The organism is Deinococcus misasensis DSM 22328 (assembly GCF_000745915.1).
Taxonomy (GTDB): Bacteria; Deinococcota; Deinococci; order Deinococcales; family Deinococcaceae; genus Deinococcus_C; species Deinococcus_C misasensis.
The window spans coordinates 93,851-116,680 of sequence record NZ_JQKG01000009.1; the positions used below are offsets into that span (position 1 = coordinate 93,851).

The following is a 22,830-nucleotide window of genomic DNA, read 5'->3' on the forward strand; positions in this document are numbered from 1 at the left end:
TCATTAATCAGTATGAACAGCATCCCCATCACCGTGTTGTGTGGTTTTCTGGGCAGCGGAAAAACCACCCTGCTCAACCACCTCCTGAACCACACCCGAGACCGCAAAATCGCCGTGATCGTCAATGAATTTGGTGCCGTGAACATTGATGCCAGCACCATCGTTCACACCGATGAAAAAACCATCGACCTGTCCAATGGCTGCATTTGCTGCACCCTGCGCGGAGATTTGCTGGAAGCCGTCCATGACCTGCTGCAAACCCGGGAACTCGACCAAATCGTCATTGAGTCCACCGGCATTGGCGAACCTCTGCCCATCGCCCAGAGCTTCTGCCTGACCCCCGAAGAACTGGATCTGGACCCGAGCATTCCCAACCTGCTCGGAAAAGTGCACATTGATGCAATGGTGACCGTGGTGGATTCTGCCCAGTTCTTCGAGATGTACCACAGACCCGGCACCATCGAAGGAGACGATCTGGAAAGGGGTTACGGGCAACTGCTGCAAGAACAACTGGAATTTGCCAACATCCTGATCCTCAACAAACAAGATGTCGCAAATCCAGAGGATGTCCAGAAACTGGAAGAACTGGTGGCCATCACCAATCCGAAAGCCAGAGTCCTGAAAAGCACCAAAGGCGTGGTCCCAGCAGAAGACATCCTGAACGTGGGTTTGTTTGATTTCGAAGAAATGAGCAAACTGGACGCATGGATGCTGGAACTCGAAAAAGAGCACACCCCTGAAAGCGAAGAATACGGTCTGGGCACCTACATTTTCCGCAGCTTCGATCCCATCAACCTCGACCGTCTGTATGAGGTGCTTGAGCAAGGACTCCCCAAAAACATCATCCGTTCCAAAGGCTGGGTGTACTCAGGGCACAGCACTGCCATCTTGTGGAACCACACTGGACGCTTCATGACCCTTGAACCTCTGGGCGAGTGGAACAATCCAGCAGAGGCTTTCACAGAGTTGGTGTTCATCGGGCAGGATCTGGACCCTGCAGAAATTGACGCTTTGCTCTCTGTGACTTTGATGATGAAATCCTGAACTTCAGCTGTGGAATTTTGCTTCGCAAACACGCTAAGCTGATCCCATGAAGAGACTGATGCTGGTTGCTGCTCTGCTCACCTCCATGGCCGCTGCACAGGAAAAATACAACCTCATTCAGGTCACCGACAAAACCAGTGCCCTGCCCGGAGAAACCATCACCTATCTGCAAGAGTTCACCGTCAATGAAGCGGTCAATGGGGTGAGCTTGCAACTGACCATCCCAGAGAACACCGATCTGGTGCAGTTCACTCTGGTCTCTCCCAATGCCCGGTTGCTGGTCAGCCTGGACAAACAAAACTGGATACCCCTGTCTCGCATTGGAGATGGCAACATTCTGGTCACCGCAGATGAATTCCAGAAAGCCTTTGGTCAAACGGCGTCTGTTTTCTTTGTGGGTGCAGACACCAACCGGGACGGTGTGCTGGACGGAACAGATGCTTTTGGAACCGAAGACCAGTTGGCCGTGATTTACAAAGTCAAACTGCGTCAACCCTGAACCCATCCATGAAAGTGAAACAGACAAGCAAATGCTTGTCTGTTTTTTATGTTGAGTGTTGCTCTGCAAAACTTCAGTAAAAAACCACGGTCTTGTTGGCGTACACCAGAATCCGTTCCTCAACGTGCCAGCGCACTGCACGGGCCAGCACCTGACGCTCGATGTCTCCACCCAGACGCACCAGTTCTTCAATGGCCTGACGGTGCGACACCCGCACCACATCCTGCTCAATGATGGGACCTTCGTCCAGATCGTTGGTGACGTAGTGGGCGGTTGCACCAATGATTTTGACCCCCCTCTGGAATGCGCTGTGGTAAGGCTTGGCCCCAATGAACGCAGGCAAAAAGCTGTGGTGGATGTTGATGATCCGGTTGGGCCACTTGCCCACCAGCTCTGGAGACAGAATCTGCATGTAGCGGGCCAGCACTGCAAAGTCCACACGGTGTTCCAGCATCAGTTCGTGGATGCGCTGTTCCTGTTCCTGCTTGTTGTTTTTGGTGACTGGCAGGTGGTAAAAAGGCACCCCAAAGAACTCCGCATCTTTTTGAAGGTCCGGGTGGTTGGAGATGATCAGGGGGATTTCCACGTCCAGTTCTCCCCTGCGCTGCCTCCAGAGCAGGTCCAGCAGGCAGTGGTCGTATTTGGAGACCAGAATGGCCATGCGTTTGACTTCATCGAAGCTCATGCTCCAGACCATGGAGAACTGGTCTCCAATGGCTTGAAACGCCCCTTTGAGGATGTCTCCAGAGGCTTTGCCGCGTTCAAACTCGATGCGCATGAAAAACTCGCCACCGCTTTTGGCTGTGGCATGCTGGTCTGCATGGATGATGTTGCATCCCTGCTGGGTCAAGAAGCCTGAAACCGCAGCCACAATGCCAGGCTGGTCAGGGCAGTGAATCAATAAACGGGCAGTCATGGTCAGGACATCCTAGCACCGACCCCTTGCAAGACGGAAAGTATACGTGCATACGGCGGTTACTCAGGAAGTTTCAAGGCATGGGACCTGAAACTCCACAGCCCGGCAAGATCCAAAAGGCATGAAAAAAGGTCCCTGCACGGGACCTCCTTTGCAATGGTGAATGCTTATTTCTTGCGCTTTTTGCCGCCCTTTTCACCGGGGCCACGCTCTTTGGCGTCGCGCAGGAAGGACCGCAATTTGTTTTCAAACTCGGGGCTCTGGCGGCCAATCATGCGAGGACGGGGCATTTCCTCGGGGGCATCCTGAAGCTCTTTGATGGAAAGGTCCAGACGGCCTTTTTCATCGCGCCCGAGGACCTTGACCTCGATGGTCTGGCCTTCTTGCAGGTAGTCGCTGACATTCCTCACATAGCTGTGGGCGATCTGGGAAATGTGCACGAGGCCCACTTCGCCGTTCTCGAACTGAATGAAAGCACCGAAATCCGTAATGCGGGCAACCCGCCCTGTGACCACTGCTCCTGATTCAAATACCACTTTGTTTTCCCTTCATAGGTTCTCTTGAAACAGTGTACACCATGAGGGGGCATGATTTCCTACCACTCTCCATGTAGAATGAGACAGATATGAAATTGCGCGGAACGCTGAGTGGTCTCAGCTTGCTGCTGGACAGCAAAGACACCATCGACATCCTGAACACCCAGCTGCGAGAGCGGGCGCAGGTCCTGTCCAAAGCACAGGTTTCCCTCGAAATTGAACAGGACATCGGTTGGCACATCATTGAACACACCCGCCAACTGCTCACCGAATTGGGTGCCGAACTCAAAAGCATCCGTCCTTCTGTGGCCAATCGGGCCCCTGCGCAACAGACTTCAAGTGCTCCAAGTGGCAGCTCCACATCCCAGAGCAACACCCCTGCTGCCGCCCCTGCTGTTCCTGCCACACCCAGCAAACCCATCCTGCCCCCTCAAACCCGCATCCTGACCCAGCAACTGCGCTCTGGCATGCGGATCGAGCACCCCGGCAGCCTCGTGGTGGTCGGCGATGTGAACCCCGGCGTGGAACTCATTGCTGGTGGCGATGTGATTGTGACCGGAGCCCTGCGCGGAATGGCCCATGCTGGAGCGCACGGCAACGAAACCAGCGTGATCTGGGCCAGACCCATCGCCTCACCCCAGATCCGCATTGGCAAAGCCGTGGCCCGTGCTCCAGAGGGCAAAGTCATGGACACCATGCGCAGAAACGAAAACTTCGATGCCGAAATGGCCCGTCTGGAAGACGACCACATCGTGATTGAGGTTGTGAAATCAAGCAAGCACTGAAGGGTTGCAGAAGGACGAAGGCTGAAGGCTTGAAAGCACAGCTTCATCTGTGAACATTTGACCATGAATATGAAGTCCAACCTGGGCAGTTCGTGGCTTTCATGGAACCCATACAGTGTAAAAGCAGAGGGTATTCTTTGCCTTCTGCTTTCAGCTTTCTGCCTTCTGCTCCTGACATGACCCCCCAGACTTTGCAGCAACGAATTCGCTTTTTCCCCCCATATACCGTATACTTAAGTGTAGTCTCGGGCCTGAGCCCGATGCAGTTCGAGGGCAAGCCTTGAGCGAAGAATCCCTGTGTTCATAGGGGTGGGTGTAGACCCACCCTTTATTCATGGGGGAGGTGCAACGTGAATCTGGAAAGCATCGCCGTCAACATCCTGGAGCCTCTGGGTTTCGAGGTTCTGGAAATTCAGGTGCAAAATCCCCAGCGGACCCCCATTGTGGTGGTGCGCATTGACCGCCTGGACGAGCAACCTGTGACCACCGAAGACCTGCAACTGTGCAGCCAGACTTTGGGCCTTGAGTTTGACCGTCTGGACCCCATCAAGAAGGAATACCGTCTGGAGTTCGAATCTCCCGGACCCAAACGGCCCTTAAAAACCATCCGTCATTTTGAGCGCATGCTGGGCCTGAAAGCCAAGGTGCGTTCCAGTGGACAAAATTTCACCGCTCCCATCAAAGAAGTGAACGGTGACATGGTGACTTTTGATCACGGTGAAGAAGGCGTGACCCTGCGCGTTGGCGATTTTCAGGCCAACCTTGCAGAGTTCCCGGACCGTCACCGCTGATTTTCAAGGAGAGCAAACGTGAACAGAGAATTTTTGGACGCACTCAATGACCTGGCTGTTGCGCGCAACATCGACAAGGGTCAACTGATCAAAGCTTTCGAGGAGGCGTTGCAGCAGGCTTACACCCGCAACGTCGAACCCGAGAAACGCATCGAAGTGCACCTGGATGCCCAGAGCGGTGAACTGGAAGTGTTGATCATCCGCGAAGTGGTCGAGAAAGTCGAAGACGAGCAGAAGCAGATTTCGCTGGCAGATGCTCTGGAACTGGACCCCGAAGTGGAAATCGGCATGGAAATGGAATTTCCCGTCGAGCGTGAAAAGTTCACCCGCATTGCCCTGCAAGCCACCAAACAGGTGTTGACCCAGCGCATGCGCGAAGCCGAGCGCAACATCGTGTTCAACGAGTACAAGGACCGCGAAGGCGAAGTCCTGACCGCTTCCGTGGTCCGCATGGACAACAAAGGCAATGTCTTTGTGGAACTCGGACACGGCGAAGCCATCCTGCCCCCCAAGGAGCAAATTCCCGGCGAGCGCCTGTTGAACGGCAACCGCGTGAAGGTGTACCTGAAAGAGGTCAAAAAGACCAACCGTGGCCCCAGCATTCTGGTGTCCCGTGCAGATGAGCGCCTGCTGGATTACCTGCTGAAACAGGAAATCCCCGAGGTTGCCGAAAACATCGTGGAAGTGAAGTCCATTGCCCGTGAAGCTGGACAGCGCTCCAAAGTGGCCGTGTTCAGCCGCAATCCCAACGTGGACCCCATCGGTGCCTGCATTGGTCACCGTGGCAACCGCATTCAGGCGATCACTGGTGAACTCGGTAAAGAGCGCGTGGACGTGATCCTCTGGGACGCCAACCCCAGAGAGTTCATTCGCAACGCCCTCTCCCCTGCCAAGGCCGCTTTCATTGAAGTGGACGCAGACAAAAAAGAAGCCACCGTCACCGTGATGCCCGACCAGCTTTCTCTGGCCATCGGCAAAGGTGGACAGAACGTGCGTCTGGCCGCCAAACTGACCAGCTTCAAAATCGACCTGCGCGAAACCAAAGCCATCAGCGATCTGGACGCAGCCATGCTGCAGGCCGCTGAGCAGGGAGACAAGCAGGTCTCTGGAGCCAGCACCGGTTCTGCACGCGCAGCGTTCGATGCCCTGTTCAAAGATTCCAAATCCGTTGCCAGTGCCACCCCCGAGGGTGACGTGGACCTGAAGGAGTAAGTCCGTGTCTTTTACGCCCGAGCGCACCTGCATTGCCTGCCGCAAGAAGCGTCCCTTACCAGAGATGCTTCGCTTCAGAAAATCTTCTGAAGGCTGGGTTTTGCAGGATGAGGACAGGTTCGGGCGGGGCGCTTACGTGTGTGCAGATTCTCCAGCCTGCTGGAATGAGAAAAAACTCCGCAGGCTGGGCAAGAGTGCCCAACGTTTAAGCGAACAATTGAGTACCAGGAGGTCTTGATGTCCAAAGTACGCATCTACACCCTAGCGAAAGAGTTAGGCCTCGACAACCAAAAAATGCTCGATGTATTGAACGATCTGGGCGTGTCTTACAAGTCCGCTTCCAGCACCATCGAAGATGACATTGTGGAACTGATCCGGGCCATGGTTGCCGAAGAGCAAACCCCCAAGCAGCCCACCAAAAAAGAAGAAGCCGAAAAAGCAGAGGACAGTGGCGACACCCCCCTGCGTGCTCCAGTGGTCACCATCATGGGCCACGTGGACCACGGCAAAACCAGCTTGCTGGACTACATCCGCAAAACCAAAGTGGCGGCCAAAGAGGCCGGGGGCATCACCCAGCACGTCGGTGCTTTCGAAGCCAAAACCAGCCGCGGCAAAATCGTCTTCATTGACACCCCCGGCCACGAAGCCTTCACCAGCATCCGTGCCCGTGGAGCCAAAGTGGCAGACATCGCCATCATCGTGGTTGCAGCAGATGACTCCATCATGCCCCAGACCCGTGAAGCGGTGGCCCACGCCAAAGCCGCCAACATTCCCCTGATTGTGGCCATCAACAAGATGGACCTGCCCGGTGCAGACCCCCAGAAAGTCAAAAACGACCTGATGGCTCTGGGTCTGGTTCCCGAGGAATTCGGCGGACAGACCATCACCGCCGAGATCAGCGCCAAAACCGGTGCAGGTGTCGAGGAACTCCTCGAATACATCTCCCTGATTGCTGAACTGGAAGAATTCCGCGCCGACCCCAACGGTGAATTCAAGGGTGTGGTCGTGGAAGCCAAAGTGGACAAACAGGCCGGTGTGCTGACCAACGTCATGGTTCAGGAAGGCACCCTGCACGTCTCTGACTTCCTCGTGGTGGGTGAAACCTACGGCAAAGTGAAAGCCATGGTGGATTCCTACGGCGAACGCATCAAAAAAGCCGGACCCAGCACCCCCGTGCAGATCCTTGGTTTTTCTGCCGTTCCCCAGAGCGGTGACATGGTGGTTTCCGCCAAGAACGAGCACGAAGCCCGCGAAATCGTGGGCAAACGTGTGGACGAGCGCCGCGAAGCAGAAGAAGCCGCTTCCACCCGCCGCAAGTTCTCCCTCAACGACGTGTTTGGAGCCCTTGAAGGCGAAACCCGCGAAGTCAACCTGATTTTGCGTGCCGACACCCAGGGTTCTCTGGAAGCCATTCAGGGCATTCTGGCCCGCAAGAAAACCGATGACCTCAACATCAACGTGATGCTGGCCGGAATTGGTGCACCCAGTGAATCCGACGTGCTGCTGGCGTCCACGGCGGGTGCCACCATCCTGTGCTTCAACGTCACCGCTGCCCCTCCTGTCAAAAAAGCCGGAGAGCAAAAAGGCGTGGACGTCAAGATGTTCCGCATCATCTACGAACTGATTGATGAAGTGGACCGCCTGCTCAAAGGCGAAGTGGAGCCCGTCTACGAAGAGCGTTACCTCGGCAAGGCCGAAGTGCGCATGACCATCTCGCACCCCAAGTTCGGCACCATTGCCGGATCTTACGTGCAAGACGGCAGCATGAAACGCAACGCCAAAGTGGTCGTCAAACGCAAAGGCAAAGAAGTGTACTCGGGCACCATCATCGGCCTGAAACGCTTCAAAGACGATGTGCGTGAAGTCCAGAGCGGCTACGAATGCGGAATCAACGTAGACTGGAATGAAATCCAGGAAGGCGACATCATCGAGGCCACTGAACTGGTCGAAGTGACACCTTCTTAAGCAGAACAAACAAAAAAGTCCCGCATGTTTGCGGGACTTTTTTGTTGCTGAGGGCCGAGAGCCGAGGGCTTGAGGGGAAGAGGGCTCAGAAGAGCACAAGCCATAAAGCCTCATCAACGAGAAGATCTGGCCTTCGCTGCAGAGAACAACACACCTCGCTTCCATGATGATCCTTGACGGAATGTTGCATCCTGCCCTCGGCTCTGGGCCCTTGGCCCTCAGCAACAAACACACCACCCCTAGCACTCACCTTCAATTCCTTGTAAAATATCCCGGCAATGCAAGTCCAGTCCGGTTCCAGAGTGCCTTTGATTTTCAAAGCACTGCTGCCCTTGATTTTTGCTCTGGTCCCATGGTTGGGCCTCCAGTACGAGAAAAATCAGGGGAACCGCGCTCTGGAAGTGGCGATGCGACCTGCACCCATTCCAGAGCTTTCTGTCGGTCAGGCGCTTGCCCCTCAAATCCCCAGCATCAAAGCGGCTTCACCTCCAGCCCGGTTTTTCACTTTGCCTTGGTTTGTCATGGCAAAAGTTGTGCCTCTGGTGGTCAGGGAGAGCAAATTGCATCTCCCCTATCCTTTGCCGTGGTTGGGAAAATTGATGCTGGAGGGTGGCTGATTCCCTGCTCCTGAATCGGCCCATCCTTTTCCAGACTTTATTTCATGCACAATCCGATACCCAACAGACCAGAGTGGTTTTCTGGCCGTTCCTGTTCGGTTGTGAATCCAAGGAGCACCAATGCATCAAGCACCCCGCAAGAAACGCCGCGCCAGAGCACCGGGCGGCAACACCATCTGGACCACCATCATTGTGTTGGCGGTTCTCATTGCCTCTCTGCTCGGGATTTTCCGTCCGTGGCAGCACCCCTCTACACCCTTGTCTTTGTGGTCTGAGGACTATAAATTCTTGAACCTCGGTCTGGACCTTCAAGGGGGGCTGCGGGTCACCATGGAAGTGGACACCCCCAACCCCAGTGCTGACGACGTGGACAAGGCCAAAACCATTCTTGAAAACCGGGTGAATGCGCTGGGGATTGCAGAGCCCACCGTGCAACGACAGGGCAACAACCGTGTGGTGATTGAACTTCCCGGCATCAAGCCTGCTGAGCAGGAAAAAGCCCGCAAGTTGATCGGCACCACTGCCAAACTGACTTTTCACATCGTTCCCGATGCCCTGAACCAGACCCTCGACAAGGACATGAAAGTGTCTGATCTGGGTCCTGCAGTGGGCACCGGAGAAATCATCCTGAATGCTCAGGCACAGGCCGATGCAGGCGGACGCTGGTTGGTGAGCTTCACCACCACCCCAGATGGAGCCGCCAAACTGGAAGCCATCACCCGTCCCAATGTGGGCAAACGCATGGCCATTGTGCTGGACGGCCAAGTGAAGAGTGCCCCCACCCTGCAATCCACCCTGTCCACCAACGGGCAAATCACTGGCAGCTTTACTGCTGAAGAAGCCTCTGATCTGGCTCTGGTGCTCAAATCTGGTGCCCTTCCTGTGCCCCTCAAAGAAATTGAAGTCCGTGCCATCGGGCCTTCATTGGGTGCCGATGCCATTCGCAGTGGTGCCATCGCCTCTCTGGTGGGCATTGCACTGGTGTTTGGTTTTGCATTCTTCTATTACGGCCTGTACTTCGGTCTGGTCATTGCTGTCGGTCTGATTTACTCGGGCCTGATCATCATGGGCATTCTGGGTGGTCTGGGCGCTACCCTGACCCTGCCCGGCATTGCAGGTCTGGTCTTGACCATCGGTGCTGCCGTAGACGGCAACGTGATTTCTTTTGAACGCATCAAAGAAGAATTGCGCCGTGGAAAAGGCATCCGTGGTGCCGTCAACAACGGTTTCAACCACTCGTTCTGGACCATTTTTGACGTGAACCTTTCCCACCTGCTGTCTGCATTTGCTCTGGCCAACTACTCCACTGGAGCCGTCAAAGGCTTTGCTGTGACCCTTGCCGTGGGTGTGATTGGCTCGGCTTTCTCCAACCTGATTTTCTCCAAATGGATGATGACAGGGATGGCACAGCGCAAGCAATTCGCTGCTCCAGATTGGGCAGCCTTCAAAAATCCCACCATCGACTTTCTCAAACCGGCCGCCCTCATCACCACCATCAGTGTGGCTCTGGCCATCGTGGGCAGCGTGATTGTTGGGATCAAAGGCTTCAACCTCGGGGTGGATTTCACAGCAGGAACCTCTTTCACCGTTTCCACCAACACTTCTGTGGACGTGGAAGATGTGCGTTCCAAACTGGAAACCTCCAAAATTGAAGGTGTGGATGCCAAAGCTGCAGTGATCCAGCGCTCTGTGACCCCCGGCATTGCAGGGGCACAATTCACCGTCAAAGTGGGCGAGATCAGCGACGCCACTTCAGACAAACTGCGCACCACCCTGGGAGAGCTGGAAGGTGGAGAGGTCACCCAGATTGAAAAAGTGGGACCCACCGTAGGTCAGGAACTCACCCAGAAAACCCTGAGTGCTGTGGTGCTGGGTCTGATCCTGATTCTGATTTATGTGGCTTTCCGCTTTGACATCATCTTCGGGGTGGGCAGTGTGATCGCCGTGCTCCACGACGTGGGCATTGTGATGGGTCTGTACTCCTTGCTGGGACTGGAATTCACCATTTCGACGGTGGCTGCCATCCTGACCCTGATCGGTTACTCACTGAACGACTCGATCATCGTTTCGGACCGCATGCGGGAAAACCTCAAAATCATGCGTGGCAAACCCTTCAAAGAAATTGTGAACGCCTCCATCAACCAGACCCTGTCCCGCACCATCATGACTTCGGTGACCACCATGCTGCCTCTGGTGAGTTTGTTCTTCCTGGGAGGGGCCGTGTTGCGTGACTTCTCCATGATCTTGCTTTTGGGCATCATCATCGGAACGTACTCCAGCATCTACATCGTGGCCCCCATGGTGGTGTTCTACAACAACTGGCGTTCCACCCACAAAAAACCCAGCAAACCTGCCAAAGCCTGATTTTGACTTTCCATGCCCCCGAGTCTCCCTCGGGGGTTTTTTTGTTCTGCATTTCGGTGCCACAGGACATTCTCCTGATCGTGGATTCCGTATCATGGAGGGACCACTGCCCCTACAGGAGGTCAGGATGGACCATGGAAAACAGTTGCAGGACCTCTGGATTGAATTGGAAGCTGGACAGGTTGAAGCCATTCATGAAGCCCGCAAACTGACCCGCAAAGCACAGGCTTACTTGCGTGCATTGCGTGCTTCACGCAAAGCCCAGAAACCGTGGAAGAAATTGCGCCGCACACTGGCCCCAGTTCGGGATCTGGATGTGACTTACGACCACCTGAAGCGGTTGTTGAAAGAACTTCAGGCGGACGCTTCCACCCTGGAGCTTTTGAAAGTGCATTTCCAGAGCCAGCGCACCCGCTTGTGGTCTGAACTGGAATTGCCTTCACGGCCCAGAGATCAGGAATCCCCATCGGACTTGAAAGAATTGGTTCAGGACACGCTGGAAGAGGATTGGAGCAACCTGAAAAGGGAAGCCAAAAAAGTCCTGAAAAGCGAGGAGTCGGCCACCTGGCATGCTTGGCGCAAACACCTGAAGCGTTACCGTTACACGCTGGAAATCGTGCAGGAGGCCCCAGAGGAACTGGTCAAGTTGCTGAAGGCTCTGGGCAACATGCAAGACATGGAAGTGCTGAAAGGGCATCTGGATGCAGCCCCTGAATTTCTGGAGCCTTATGTGCCAGAGTTGCAGGATTTGATGGTCCAGAAGCACGAGGAGGCCCGCAAGAAAGCGGCCAGTGTCTGGAAAGATTGGGCCAGCACACATCAAGTCCTGATAGAATCTTGATGTGGATTTAAGCGCAGTACAGAAAAAGCAGCAGGCGTTCATTGAGGCCAGAGGCTGGAGTGAATTTCAGACCCCCAAAAATCTGGTGATGGCCCTGATGGTCGAGGCCGCCGAGCTTCAGGAAATCTTCCAGTGGATGACCCCAGAGGCCAGTGCGCAGGTCAAAAACGACCCTGAGACCCTCACCCATGTGGGCGAAGAGGTCGCCGATGTGTTCCTGTACCTCCTGCACCTGTGCAACCAACTGGACATCGATCTTGAAGCTGCTGTGAAAGACAAAATGCAGAAAAATGCCATCAAATATCCGCTGAATGGCGCACAGGGTGAACCATGAAAGTCTTGCAGTACATTCAGGTTTTGTTGCTTCTGGCCTTGCTGGGCATGATTTTGATGATTCAACTGGAAAACCCTCTGGAGGTGCGCATCCCTTTTCTTTTTGGGGGCAGAACCAGCATCTCTCTGGGGTGGTTTCTCCTGATGACACTGGCGATGGGGGCCTTTTATACTTTCTTCCTGATGCTTCCACCTTACCTGCGCAGCTTGTGGTCGGCACGCACCGAGCGCTTGCGCAACCTTGAACTCAGCAAAAGTGCCGCCAACTCCTCTCCTCCAGAGTTTGCTCCCGCAGAAAGCCCCAACCAACCATGAAAGAAGCTGTGTGGTCGCTTGCCAATCCGGCCAGCAGGGAAACCCTGTCCCGCTTGATGCAGGATTTTGAGGTCAGCCCTTTGATGGCACAGGTGCTGTATTCCAGAGGCCTGACCCTGGAACACCTGACCCCCGAATTCAAAATCAGTCCCAACCCGGCCCTGCACGAAGCAGCCACACGCATCATTGCAGCCATGAAGGCCAAAAAGCGCATCCGCATTCACGGCGATTACGATGCAGACGGGGTCACGGCTTCCAGTGTGCTGGTTCTGGGACTCAGGGCTCTGGGTGCAGATGTGCACGCTTTCATTCCGCACCGCCTGAACGAAGGATACGGGATGCACCCGGACAAGGTCCCAGAGCACATTGATTCCTGCGACCTGCTTTTGACTGTGGATTGCGGGGTCACCAATCTGGAAGAGGTGCGCCGGATGCTGGAGGCAGGCAAAGAAGTGATTGTCACCGACCACCACCGTCCGGGTGCAGAGTTTCCCAAATGCCTGGTGGTGCACCCACACCTGACCCCAGAGTACGACCATGACCTGCACAACCTGACAGGCGCAGGGGTGGCTTACCATTTGCTGTGGGCGGTGCACCAGCAATTGGGTTTGCCCGATCCCGTTGAATATTCGGACATCGCCACCATTGGCACCATTGCAGATGTGGCTCCCCTGATCGGGGAAAACCGGGCTCTGGTGAAAGCCGGGTTGCGCCAGATGAAAAACAGCATCCATGCAGGCATCCAGGCCGCCCTGAAACAAAACCGCATCGATGCCCCGAGTGCCCGGGATGTGGCTTTCATTCTCGCCCCCCGCATCAATGCTGCAGGCCGTCTTGGCGAGGCCGAAGTGGCTCTGGAATTCCTGACCACCCACTCTGAAAGGCGGGCTCAGGAACTCGGGGTGTATCTGGACACCCGCAACAAAGAACGCAAAGAAATTCAGGACAAGATGTTCCAGCACGCTTTGCAGATCGTCAATCCAGAGGATCCGGCCATTGTGGTCACCCACGAAGACTGGCATGCCGGAATCATGGGCATTGTGGCCAGCAAGTTGCTGGAAACCTTTTACAAACCGGTGTTCATCATTGCGCAAGGCAAAGGCAGTGTGCGGTCCACTCCGGGCATCAGTGCTGTGGATGGCCTGAACTTCGCCAGAGACCTGCTGAAGCGTTACGGGGGGCACTCTGGAGCAGCAGGTTTCGCCATCTATACGGAGAACATCCCGGCCCTTGAAAAACGCCTGCATGAATTCGTGAACCGTTTTCCTGTGCCTGTGCCTCAGGTGCGCATGGACACCCTGCTTCCATCCAGTGCAGCACGGTTCAGCCTGCTCCGTGAAATTGAACACTTCGAACCTTACGGAGAGGGCATCCGCCCACCCAATTTCTGGGTCAGGGGCTCGCTGGAAGAAAGCCGCCAGATGGGCAAAGACGGCAAACACTACAGCTTCCGGGTGCACGGCATCCGGGGCAAGAAGTGGGATTTCAAAGGCCCGAGGCCCCACACCCCTGTGGACCTCTCGGTGGCTCTGGTCACCAACACCTACCAGAACAAAACCACCCTGGAGTTCGATGCAGAGTCTGTGCGCAAACACGAACCCCTCGACCTGAGCCATCAGGAAGGTCCCATCCGGGTGCACAGGCAATCGGTCAAAGAGGCTCTGACTGCCCTGAAGTCCAACCCTGCACACTTTGCTGTGTATGCAGAATCCGATGGCATTGCTTATCTGCAAAAGACCTGCCCCGAGGTGCGTTTGCTTTCCCATCAGGACGATGCCCCTCAAATCCTCTTGATGGCCCTGCCTCCTTTTGCTGTGCTGCAACGCTGGCTTGCCCAGTCCGAAGTGACTTTCGCTCTGGGAGACAAAACCCTGAATGCTCTGCTGGAAGCCTATCAGCATGGCCCAGAGCACCTGACCCAGCATCCCAGAGCAGAGGTGCTGCAGGAACTGGAGTTGACCTCTTTCATGGATGTGCCAGACAGCAACGTCTGGAAAAGCGCACTGTACCGTCAGGACGCTCTGGAGGCTTACCTGAAGACCTGCATCGCACGGTTTTTTCTGGACCTCAGTGACAGAGGGTTCAGTGCCGCCCTGCTGGAGATGTTTGCTGTTGCACCTGCACAAGAAAAGGAACCTCTGGTGGTGGCCCACTGAGGTTCCAACTTTGCTGCAGGTTCAGGCTTCAATTCCAGCAATCTGGGTGCTGAGCTCCTCCCACTGCTCCATCAAATCCATGAGCTTGGCTTCCAGATCGGCAAGGGATTTGCCCAGAGCCGCAAAATCCGCATCAGGTGCAGCCTCGTTGAGTGCCTGAGCGGCTTTTTGTTGCTGTTCTTCAGTGCTCTGGATGTCCGTTTCGATCTGCTCCAGTTTGCGCTTCAGGTGCCAGAGGCTCGGGCCGGAACGTTCCCGCTTGACCTTGACTTTGACCTCTTCGGTTTTCTGGCCTACGGGAATGTGTTTCTGACGGTAATACTGGTATCCGCCGGGATAACTGTAAAACTGGCCGTCTTCCAGCAACCAGATCTGGTCGGAAAGGTTTTCAATGAAACGGCGGTCGTGGGACACCATCAGCAAAGTGCCTGGATAGTCTTGCAGGGCATCTTCCAGGCTTTCCACCATTTCCATGTCGAGGTGGTTGGTCGGCTCGTCCAGCACCAGAAAGTTGTAGCGCTGCAAGGAAAGTTTCAGCAAAGCAAGCCGCGCACGTTCGCCGCCAGAGAGGTTTTTGACCTGTTTGCTCTGGGCATCATAGGGGAACATGTAGGCCCCCAGCAGGTTGTGGGCCTCCTGATCTTTCTCGACAAGGGCTCGCACTTCATCGTAGAGGGTGCTCTCGGGGTCCACACCACGCAGTTGCTGATCGTAGTAGCCCACACGCACCCGCGCTCCAGTTTTCACTGAACTGCGGGGATCGTCTGAATCCAAGAGGCCCAGCAAACTTTTCAGGAAGGTGCTCTTCCCTGCCCCATTCATGCCAATCAGGGCGATTTTTTCACCTTTGCGGACATGCACAGCCACATCCTTGAACAGTTGGCGTCCAGCAAAGTTCTTGGACAGGTGACGCGCATCGAGGACCACCTCTCCAGAGTCTTCGCAGGTGAACTGCACTTCCGTGACGTCTTCGTCTGGTGGAGGGGCATCCACCTGCTGGGATTGCATGCGCTCCAGGCGTTTTTCCATGGCATGCACCCGCTTGAACAGTTGGCTGTTCTTTCTGGCCCAAACACGGTTGAGTTCCACAGCCCCTTTGAAGGCATCGATTTTACGTTGCTGGGCTTCAAAAACCTTCAGCTGATGCTCCATCTCGGCTTCGAGCAACTGCCGGAATTGGGAGTAGTTTCCGGGGTAAACCTTCAGTTGACGGTCACGGATGTAGGCGGTCTTGTTGGTGACGTTGTCCAGAAAAGCCCGGTCGTGGGACACCACCAGAATGGCTCCTGCATAGCGGCTCAGGAAGCCTTCCAGCCATTCCAGCATTTTGATGTCAAGGTGGTTGGTCGGCTCATCAAGCAGCAAGATCTCGGGGTTGGAGACCAGCAGTTTGGCCAGACCCAGACGGGTTTTCTCACCGCCAGAGAGCCCTCCGATCCGTTCAAACTCCCGACCTCGGAATCCAAAATTCAGAAGAACCGCGTCCCTTCTGGCCCTGCGTTCGTAACCTCCGCGCAACTGGTAGTGTTCGAGGAGGTCGTGGTACGCCTGAAAATCGGCATCGGTGGCTTCACCCAGACGGGCTTGCAGGTGCTCCAGTTGCTCTTCGAGCAGATCCAGTTCATGAAAGGCCGAATCCAGCACACTCTGGATGGTGTCCTCTGGGTCAAAATCAGGGTCTTGCCTGAGCATGCCAATGGTGGTGCCCTGTGCGCGTCTGACCTCTCCAAAGGTGGGGTCTTCTTCTCCGGTGATGAGCTTCAAAACCGTGCTTTTGCCCGCTCCGTTGCGGCCCACCAGAGCCACCCGTTCTCCGGCATGCAGGGCAAAAGTCAGGTCTTCGAGAACGGTCTGTTGACCGTAATATTTGAGGATGTTGTTCAACTGTACCAGCACCTTCAAATTGTACTGAATTGTGAGGCCACTTCACCTGAGCCATTTGACCAGAGCAGTGGTTTTTGCAGGTGGGCCTGCACATTCTTCACTGCTTTCATTTCAGGGCTTTGCTAAACTGGGTGCATGTTCGCTGAGGTGATGGTTGAAAATGCCACCGAAGTCCGCACCGCCCAGCATCTCGGGGTTCACAGCTTGCTGCTGACCCGCCATGTTCTGAAAGGGGGCCTGAGTCCTGACCTCAAAACCCTTGCAGAGGCCCAGGAAGCAGCACGGATTCCACTGGTGGTGCAGGTCAAGCCAGATTATCAAGATGGTTTTTATGAAAATGAACGCAAAAACAAATTCATCAGCCATTTGAAAGCCTACCGTCAGGCAGGCATTTCTCACATTGCAGTGAGCGTCAAAGAAGAACAGTCCGTCGATGTGTTTTTTCTGGAAGAAATCCTGTCTTTCGGTTTTGAAATCACTTTTCAGGATTTCAATGGCATCAAGCAACCCCTGAAAATGCTGAAAATGCTGGGCATGTACCCCAGAATCAAGCGGGTGGTCACCCGTGGCGATGCCGAACACAGTTGGGCGGGTCGGGATGCCATCAAAGAGCTTGCCTACCAGAACCCCACCCGGATTGAGGTGTGTGCAGAATTTTCTGGTTTTTCCCTGAACCATTTGCCAGACCTCATCCGGCACTCTGGGGTTCAAGGCATTCAGTTCGGGGCGCAGGCCAGAGATGACTCTGGACGTCTGGATCTGGTGTTTCTGGAGCAGGCCATGGACATCTTGATGCATAAATCTTTAAAGTGAAACAGCCCGTAAAGCATTGGACATCAGAAATTCAGCGCCAGCACGTCGTTCATGCTGTTAAAACCAGTTTACAAGCACCAAGAAAAAGAATATTTATACATTTTCTATTCAGAAGATGTTTGTGTTTTTTGCTTTACCACGCGGTTTTATTTAGATCTGTAATCGATTTGTAATTATTTGTTCTGGGCAACAATATGCACTTCATTCAGCTGGACCTCAGAATTCGGTGCTAGCATTTCTGCATGATCGCCGAGGTCATTGTAGAAAATGCCACTGAAGTTCGAACGGCGCAGAACGCTGGAGCCAACCGCATCCTTCTGGCGCGCCACATCATGCAAGGTGGCGTCAGTCCTGACCTGAAGACCATTGCTGAATCTCTGGAGGCAACACGGGTGCCCCTGTACGTGCTGGTGCGCCCTGATTTGAAGGACTTTGCCTACGGCCCGGACCGCAAGCCTCGCATCTACAAAATTCTGGACGCCTACCGTCAGGCAGGGGTGCAGAACATCGCTTTTGGTGCCACGGAAGGCACCATGATCAACTGGTTTCTGCTGGAAGAGGCGATCACTTACGGCTTCAACATTGCCTTCAACGCAGCTTTTGACCACACCCAGGATCTGGCCATCAATTACATGCTGCTCAGCATGTATCCCAGAGTGGAACGGGTCACCACCAGAGGGCAGGCCATCAGCATCATTGATGGCCAGGCTGAAGTGCAAAAACTGGTGAACCTCAACAAACCCAAGCTCAAAATCATGGTGGAAGCCAACGGCTTCACTTATGAAACCATCCAACCTTTCTTGAAAGAAACCGGCATTCAGGAAGTGCAGTTTGGCCGCACTGTCAGGGACGAACAGGGGAAACTGAATCCCATCACCCTTTCGCAGTATGTGTCCCTGATGAACAACAAACCCATCCACAAACAAAAGCGCGGCCTGTTTGATGCGGAGACCGAAACCTCACGATACCGCCGTTGACCTTCCAGGCCAATTCAAAACAACAAAAAACCCGCTTTCGCGGGTTTTCTTTTTTTGGCTCACTTCATGGCTTGCTGAATCAGTGGATTGTCAAAGAGGGTGAGCACCCAGTTGGGCAGCACCCCGAGCACCACAGTGGCAGCCACACTGGCCAGCACCGTCAGGGTGCTGTTGGGGTAAGGTCGGTCTTCCAGAGGCTGAGCTTCTTCAGCAGGCATGAACATGAGGACGGCTGGACGCAAGTAGTACACGAAAGCAATCATGCTGGTCACAATGGCAATCACGGTCATGGCGATGTAACCGCTCTGGAACGCAGCTCCGAACAGCACCAGTTTGGCCACAAACCCTGCAAAGGGTGGAATGCCTGCCAGAGACAGCAGGAAAATGGCCAGAGAGATGGCGTGCAGGGGTTTGCGGTAATAGAGACCGCGCATTTTGGGGATCAACATACCACGGTCGTCTTTTTGCAGCATGGCAATCACAGCAAATGCACCTGCGTTGGCAAAGGTGTAGCCCAGCAAGTGATACATCAGGGCAGGAATGCCCTGCTCAGGGTTGGCCAGCAAAGCCAGACCCAAGTAGCCTGAGTGTGCAATGGCAGAGTACGCCAGAGCCCGTTTGATTTCAGCCTGACGGAGGGCGGCCATGTTGCCCCCGATCATGGTCAGTCCCAGAATGATCTGGGCAGGCAGTGTCCAATCTGCCTGAGGCAGGGCTTGCAGGAACACTGCAATCATTCCGGCAAAAGCAGCGGTTTTGATCACGATGCTCATGAACTGGGTCACGATGGTGGGGCTTCCAGCGTAAACATCAGGGGTCCACTGGTGGAAGGGGGCCATGCCCACTTTGAAGCTGAAACCAGCCAGAAGCAGGAAAGCTCCGGTCAGAAGCAAGATGTCGTTCTGGAAAGCGTCGGCAGCAATGGCCTGACGGATGCCAGCATAGCCAAAGGTTCCGGTGGCTCCGAACACCAGAGCGATCCCGTAAATCAGGATGGCACTGGCAACAGATCCCAGCAGGAAGTACTTCATGCCGGCTTCTTCGCTGCGTTTGGATTCCTGGAGGGTGGCCAGCACGTAAGTGGACAGGGACATCACTTCCAGACCGATCAGCATCACGATCAGGTCGCCAGAGAAAGCGATCAACAGGGTGCCCGTCACGCCATACAGCAGCATGATGTCAAACTCTGGGAAGTTCAGGTTGCTGCGGGCGGTGTGGTCCAGACTGGTGAGCTGGCTCAGAATCGAGCCGATCAGGATGATCCCTGCAAAAATCAGGCTGGTGTTGGAAAACTGCAAAGCACCTGCAAAAGTGCTCTGGTTCTGGTCCCACAGGAAGAACAGGCTGCCAAAGGCGGCCACCTGTCCGGTGATGCCCATCATGGCGATGTTCCTGCGGGTGGTGTTGAAGCCCAGAATGGTGGCCAGCACTGCAGTGAGCAGCACCAGCACGATGGGAAGCATCACCACAAAATTGATGTCAGGCAGTTGCAGTGGCATGGCTTAACCTCCCAGTCCCTGAAGCAGTTGGTCCACTGCCGGACGGATCAGGGCAATGGCTGGAGAACTGTAAATTCCGTAGATCAGGCTGACCCCGACGGTGCTGAGCAGAATGACCCCTTCCACGCGGGTGATGTCTTTCAGCACTGCAGTGCCCTGTGGTTTGGTTTCCCAGTAGGTTTTCTGGTAAGCCGTCAGGGCGTAGGCACCTGCAGCAATCACGCTCAAACCTGCAATGAACGCCAGCCAGGGGCTCACCTGATACGCCCCAAGCATGATGCTGAATTCACCGATGAATCCAGCCAGACCGGGCACGGCAATCGCAGCGAACCAGAGCACCATGGTCAAACCAGAGAGCACAGGGGCATCGTCCATCACACCACCGAAGTGGGTGCTGACACTGCCGGTTCTCTGGTGAATCATGCCCACAGCCAGGAACAGGGCTCCGGTGTAGATGCCCTGAAAGGCCAGCAGGTACAGGGCTCCGGTGGTGGCAATGTCGTTCAGGCTGAACACCCCGAGGGCCACCAATCCCATGTGGCTGAGGCCTGCGTAGGCCAGCACCCGTTTCCAATTGGTTTGCTGGAAGGCAATCCATGCTGCGTACAGGGTGGTGAAAGCGGCCAGAGCCATCAGGATGAATTTCAGTTCTTCACTGGCATCTGGAAAGAGGGGCAGGGCAAAACGGAACACCCCATATCCACCCACTTTGTAAAGGGTGCCCATCACGTCGGGCACACCCGAGTTGTGGTTTTCTTCGTGGAACTCGGGGAGCCATCCGTGCAGGGGGAACATGGGCAGTTTCACGCTGAAGGCAGCCACAAAGCCCAGCAAGAGCCAGGTTTGCACTTTGGGATCCAGCGGCTTGGCAATCAGGTCGGCCAGAGCGAAGGTTGCAGAACCAGAGTAGTACTTCACGCCGATCATGCTGAGCAGCATGAACAGGGAGCCCACGATGGTGTACACCGCAAACTTGGTGAGGGCCTGAACCCGTTTGGGGCCACCGTAAATGGCCAGCATCACCAGAGCGGGAATCAGGGTGGCTTCAAAGAAGATGTAGAAGAGGATCAGGTCTCTGGAGGTGAAAATGCCCAGCAAACCCGATTGCATCAGGAGGACGTTGGCCAGCATGGGACCGGGACGCTCCACTTGGAAGGCAGCGTAAAGCACGCAGAGCAGGCTCATGAACGAGGTGACCAGCGTCAAGAGCAGGCTCACCCCATCCAGACCAATGCTGTAGGTGATGCCCAGAGCAGGCACCCATGGGGTGGTGGTCACCTCTGCCCCACCCTGTTGCCAGAGCAGGAGGTTCACCACGAAAGCCAGCAGGGAACCTGCAATGGCAATGTATTTTTTGGTGGCTCCGGGTGTGAAGATCAGCAGCAGGGCAGCCAGAGCGGGCAGGTACATCAACAGGTGAATCATTGCATGCCTCCCAGAACCCTCAGGGCCAGATACAGCAGCAGTGCAGCGGTGCCCAAAAGCATCAGGCTGGCGTAAGCACGCACATAGCCGTTTTGCAGGTAGGTGAGCCATCCGCCGGGCTCGGTGGAGACTTTGGCGGTGGTTTCCAGACCGCCTTCCACGCCACGGTCCATGGTGTCCAGACCTTTGGCAAGCGCTCTGGAGGGTGCACCGATCAGGGTGTCATACAGGGTGTTCAGGTAAAGGGCTTGATGGCTGACCTCTTCCAAGCTGCCCAGTTTCTCGATGCGCCTCTGGCGGTACAGGGTCACCGCGACGATGATCCCGAGGATTGAGGTGGCCACAGCCACACCAATCAGGGTCCATTCCAGACTGGCCGAAATCTTGGCTTCTTCTACGGGCAGCACTTTTTCAAGGAAGTGGGACAGTTGGTTGGTGCCCAGAATGTGGGGCAGGCCCATGAAACCACCCACGGTGGAGAGGGCAGCCAGAGCCATCAGGGGCACGGTCATGATGGGGCCAGACTCGTGGGGGTGAGCATGGCCACGGTATTCACCGCGGAACACCAGCACATACCAGCGGGTCATGTAGAAAGCGGTCAACAGGGCCACAAACAGGCCGATGGCGTACATGTAGATGTTGTGTTCGTAAGCGCTGGTCAGGATGGCGTCTTTGGAGAAGAAACCCGAGAAAATCGGAATTCCGGCAATGGAGAGCCAACCAATGAATCCCACAGCATGGGTGATGGGCATCTTCTTGGCAAGGCCACCCATCTGGCGAACGTCCTGTTCGTGGTGGCAGCCGTGAATCACGCTGCCTGCCGTGAGGAACAAGAGGGCTTTGAAGAAAGCGTGGGTGACCAGGTGGAACATCCCGGCCCAGTAAGCACCCACCCCGACGGCCAGAATCATGTAACCGATCTGGGAAACGGTGGAGTACGCCAGAATCTTTTTGATGTCGTACTGGTTCAGGGCAGACAGGGCACCATACAGCGCAGTCAGGGCACCGACCCATGCCACCCATTCGTGGGCCATGGGGGCTTTTTCATAGAGGAAGTAACTGCGGGCAATCAGGTAGACCCCGGCGGTCACCATGGTGGCTGCGTGGATCAGGGCAGACACGGGGGTCGGACCTGCCATGGCGTCTGGAAGCCAGGTGGTGAGGGGCAACTGACCGCTTTTTCCGGCAGCACCCAGCAGCAGGAACAGACCCACCAGTTCCAGAGCGGGCATCACCACGGTCAGGGCTTCCACTTTTTCGGCCAGATCGGGAATCACGAGGGTTCCGAAGTTCTTGTACAGCAAGAACATGCCCAACATGAATCCCAAGTCACCAATGCGGTTCATGATGAAGGCTTTGCGGGCAGCATTGGCGTATTCACGCTTGTTGTACCAAAAGCCGATCAAAAGGAACGATGCCGTACCCACACCTTCCCAGCCCACGAACATCAGGGGGTAGGAGTCTGCGAGCACCAGAATCAGCATCAGGGCCACAAAGAAGTTCAGGAAAGCGAAGAACCGGGTGTACTTGGGATCGTCCTGCATGTACCCGATGGAGAACACGTGAATCAGGAAACCAATCCCGGTGATCACCAGGGTCATGATGCTGGACACTTGATCCAGATAAAAACCCACTTTGAGGTCTTTGCCGTTGTCCAGATAGGGCAACCATGTGAAGTACTGCTCGTGGATGGGGTCTTTGAGACCCATGAAGTGGCTGACCGCAACCACAAAAGCACCCAGCACGGCCAGTGAGCCAATCCAGCCTCCAGAGGCACCTTTGAACACCCGACCACCGAAGGTGATCAGGATCAAAAATCCCAGGAAGGGAATCAGGGGCATCAGATAAAGTGGCATGG

21 protein-coding genes are annotated in these 22,830 nt (G+C 55.2%); 15 read left to right on the plus strand and 6 right to left on the minus strand.

Annotated elements, in window-relative coordinates; genetic code table 11:
* The first annotated feature begins 12 nt into the window (after positions 1-12).
* Together Q371_RS07500 and Q371_RS07505 are read left to right on the plus strand one after the other, a co-directional pair.
* Positions 13-1,044, plus strand: coding sequence for a CobW family GTP-binding protein (locus tag Q371_RS07500; RefSeq protein ID WP_034338332.1), 1,032 nt, complete (start codon positions 13-15; stop codon positions 1,042-1,044).
* Between the two features lie 46 nt (positions 1,045-1,090).
* Entirely contained in the window at positions 1,091-1,543 is a 453-nt protein-coding gene (locus Q371_RS07505) for a hypothetical protein (protein WP_157442587.1), read from the plus strand.
* Positions 1,544-1,616: 73 nt separating this feature from the next.
* On the opposite strand, the gene purU is transcribed toward Q371_RS07505, so the two are convergent.
* Complete coding sequence (purU, locus tag Q371_RS07510) at positions 1,617-2,459, minus strand: formyltetrahydrofolate deformylase (protein WP_034338338.1); 843 nt, start codon at positions 2,457-2,459, stop codon at positions 1,617-1,619.
* 167 nt (positions 2,460-2,626) lie between these two features.
* The gene (locus Q371_RS07515; RefSeq protein ID WP_034338341.1) at positions 2,627-2,995 is read right to left on the minus strand and encodes a S1 RNA-binding domain-containing protein; all 369 of its coding nucleotides are present in this window, start codon (positions 2,993-2,995) and stop codon (positions 2,627-2,629) included.
* 89 nt (positions 2,996-3,084) lie between these two features.
* Between Q371_RS07515 and Q371_RS07520 the strand changes: the two genes are divergently transcribed.
* The 11 genes from Q371_RS07520 to recJ all read left to right on the plus strand — a co-directional run bounded on the left by Q371_RS07520 (position 3,085) and on the right by recJ (position 14,374).
* On the plus strand, positions 3,085-3,780 hold the full coding sequence (locus tag Q371_RS07520; protein WP_034338343.1) for a septum site-determining protein MinC: 696 nt from the start codon (positions 3,085-3,087) through the stop codon (positions 3,778-3,780).
* A gap of 350 nt (positions 3,781-4,130) precedes the next feature.
* The gene (gene rimP, locus Q371_RS07525) at positions 4,131-4,571 is read left to right on the plus strand and encodes a ribosome maturation factor RimP (protein ID WP_051963618.1); all 441 of its coding nucleotides are present in this window, start codon (positions 4,131-4,133) and stop codon (positions 4,569-4,571) included.
* 18 nt (positions 4,572-4,589) lie between these two features.
* Positions 4,590-5,783, plus strand: a complete 1,194-nt coding sequence (gene nusA / locus Q371_RS07530; protein WP_034338345.1) for a transcription termination factor NusA — start codon at positions 4,590-4,592, stop codon at positions 5,781-5,783.
* Between the two features lie 4 nt (positions 5,784-5,787).
* Positions 5,788-6,021: a DUF448 domain-containing protein gene (locus tag Q371_RS26430; protein ID WP_281174287.1), complete on the plus strand. Its 234-nt coding sequence runs from the start codon at positions 5,788-5,790 to the stop codon at positions 6,019-6,021.
* Positions 6,021-7,748, plus strand: coding sequence for a translation initiation factor IF-2 (gene infB, locus Q371_RS07535; protein ID WP_034338348.1), 1,728 nt, complete (start codon positions 6,021-6,023; stop codon positions 7,746-7,748). The genes Q371_RS26430 and infB overlap by 1 nt, the downstream gene beginning before the upstream one ends.
* A 278-nt stretch (positions 7,749-8,026) precedes the next feature.
* On the plus strand, positions 8,027-8,365 hold the full coding sequence (locus Q371_RS07540; RefSeq protein WP_034338351.1) for a hypothetical protein: 339 nt from the start codon (positions 8,027-8,029) through the stop codon (positions 8,363-8,365).
* A 120-nt stretch (positions 8,366-8,485) separates the two neighbouring features.
* Positions 8,486-10,729 (plus strand): protein translocase subunit SecD, encoded by a 2,244-nt coding sequence (gene secD, locus Q371_RS07545; protein WP_034338354.1) that lies wholly within the window; start codon positions 8,486-8,488, stop codon positions 10,727-10,729.
* A gap of 127 nt (positions 10,730-10,856) precedes the next feature.
* A complete protein-coding gene (locus tag Q371_RS07550) occupies positions 10,857-11,570 on the plus strand; it encodes a CHAD domain-containing protein (RefSeq protein ID WP_051963620.1) in 714 nt (237 codons plus the stop codon).
* A 1-nt stretch (position 11,571) separates the two neighbouring features.
* Positions 11,572-11,904, plus strand: coding sequence for a MazG-like family protein (locus Q371_RS07555; protein ID WP_034338359.1), 333 nt, complete (start codon positions 11,572-11,574; stop codon positions 11,902-11,904).
* Positions 11,901-12,218: a LapA family protein gene (locus tag Q371_RS25495; protein ID WP_051963621.1), complete on the plus strand. Its 318-nt coding sequence runs from the start codon at positions 11,901-11,903 to the stop codon at positions 12,216-12,218. Before Q371_RS07555 ends, Q371_RS25495 begins: the two co-directional genes overlap by 4 nt.
* Positions 12,215-14,374, plus strand: a complete 2,160-nt coding sequence (gene recJ / locus Q371_RS07565) for a single-stranded-DNA-specific exonuclease RecJ (RefSeq protein WP_034338362.1) — start codon at positions 12,215-12,217, stop codon at positions 14,372-14,374. The genes Q371_RS25495 and recJ overlap by 4 nt, the downstream gene beginning before the upstream one ends.
* Positions 14,375-14,395: 21 nt before the next feature.
* On the opposite strand, the gene abc-f is transcribed toward recJ, so the two are convergent.
* A complete protein-coding gene (abc-f, locus tag Q371_RS07570) occupies positions 14,396-16,270 on the minus strand; it encodes a ribosomal protection-like ABC-F family protein (protein ID WP_034338584.1) in 1,875 nt (624 codons plus the stop codon).
* Positions 16,271-16,393: 123 nt separating this feature from the next.
* Between abc-f and Q371_RS07575 the strand changes: the two genes are divergently transcribed.
* Positions 16,394-17,071 (plus strand): copper homeostasis protein CutC, encoded by a 678-nt coding sequence (locus Q371_RS07575; protein ID WP_034338365.1) that lies wholly within the window; start codon positions 16,394-16,396, stop codon positions 17,069-17,071.
* Positions 17,072-17,313: 242 nt separating this feature from the next.
* Entirely contained in the window at positions 17,314-18,048 is a 735-nt protein-coding gene (locus Q371_RS07580; protein WP_034338368.1) for a copper homeostasis protein CutC, read from the plus strand.
* A gap of 59 nt (positions 18,049-18,107) precedes the next feature.
* On the opposite strand, the gene Q371_RS07585 is transcribed toward Q371_RS07580, so the two are convergent.
* Genes Q371_RS07585 through nuoL form a run of 3 tightly spaced genes read right to left on the minus strand, consistent with a single transcriptional unit; the run spans position 18,108 to position 22,828 of the window.
* Entirely contained in the window at positions 18,108-19,547 is a 1,440-nt protein-coding gene (locus tag Q371_RS07585; protein WP_051963623.1) for an NADH-quinone oxidoreductase subunit N, read from the minus strand.
* Between the two features lie 3 nt (positions 19,548-19,550).
* Positions 19,551-20,972, minus strand: a complete 1,422-nt coding sequence (locus tag Q371_RS07590; RefSeq protein ID WP_034338371.1) for a complex I subunit 4 family protein — start codon at positions 20,970-20,972, stop codon at positions 19,551-19,553.
* A complete protein-coding gene (gene nuoL, locus Q371_RS07595; RefSeq protein WP_034338374.1) occupies positions 20,969-22,828 on the minus strand; it encodes an NADH-quinone oxidoreductase subunit L in 1,860 nt (619 codons plus the stop codon). The genes Q371_RS07590 and nuoL overlap by 4 nt, the downstream gene beginning before the upstream one ends.
* Positions 22,829-22,830 lie beyond the last annotated feature (2 nt).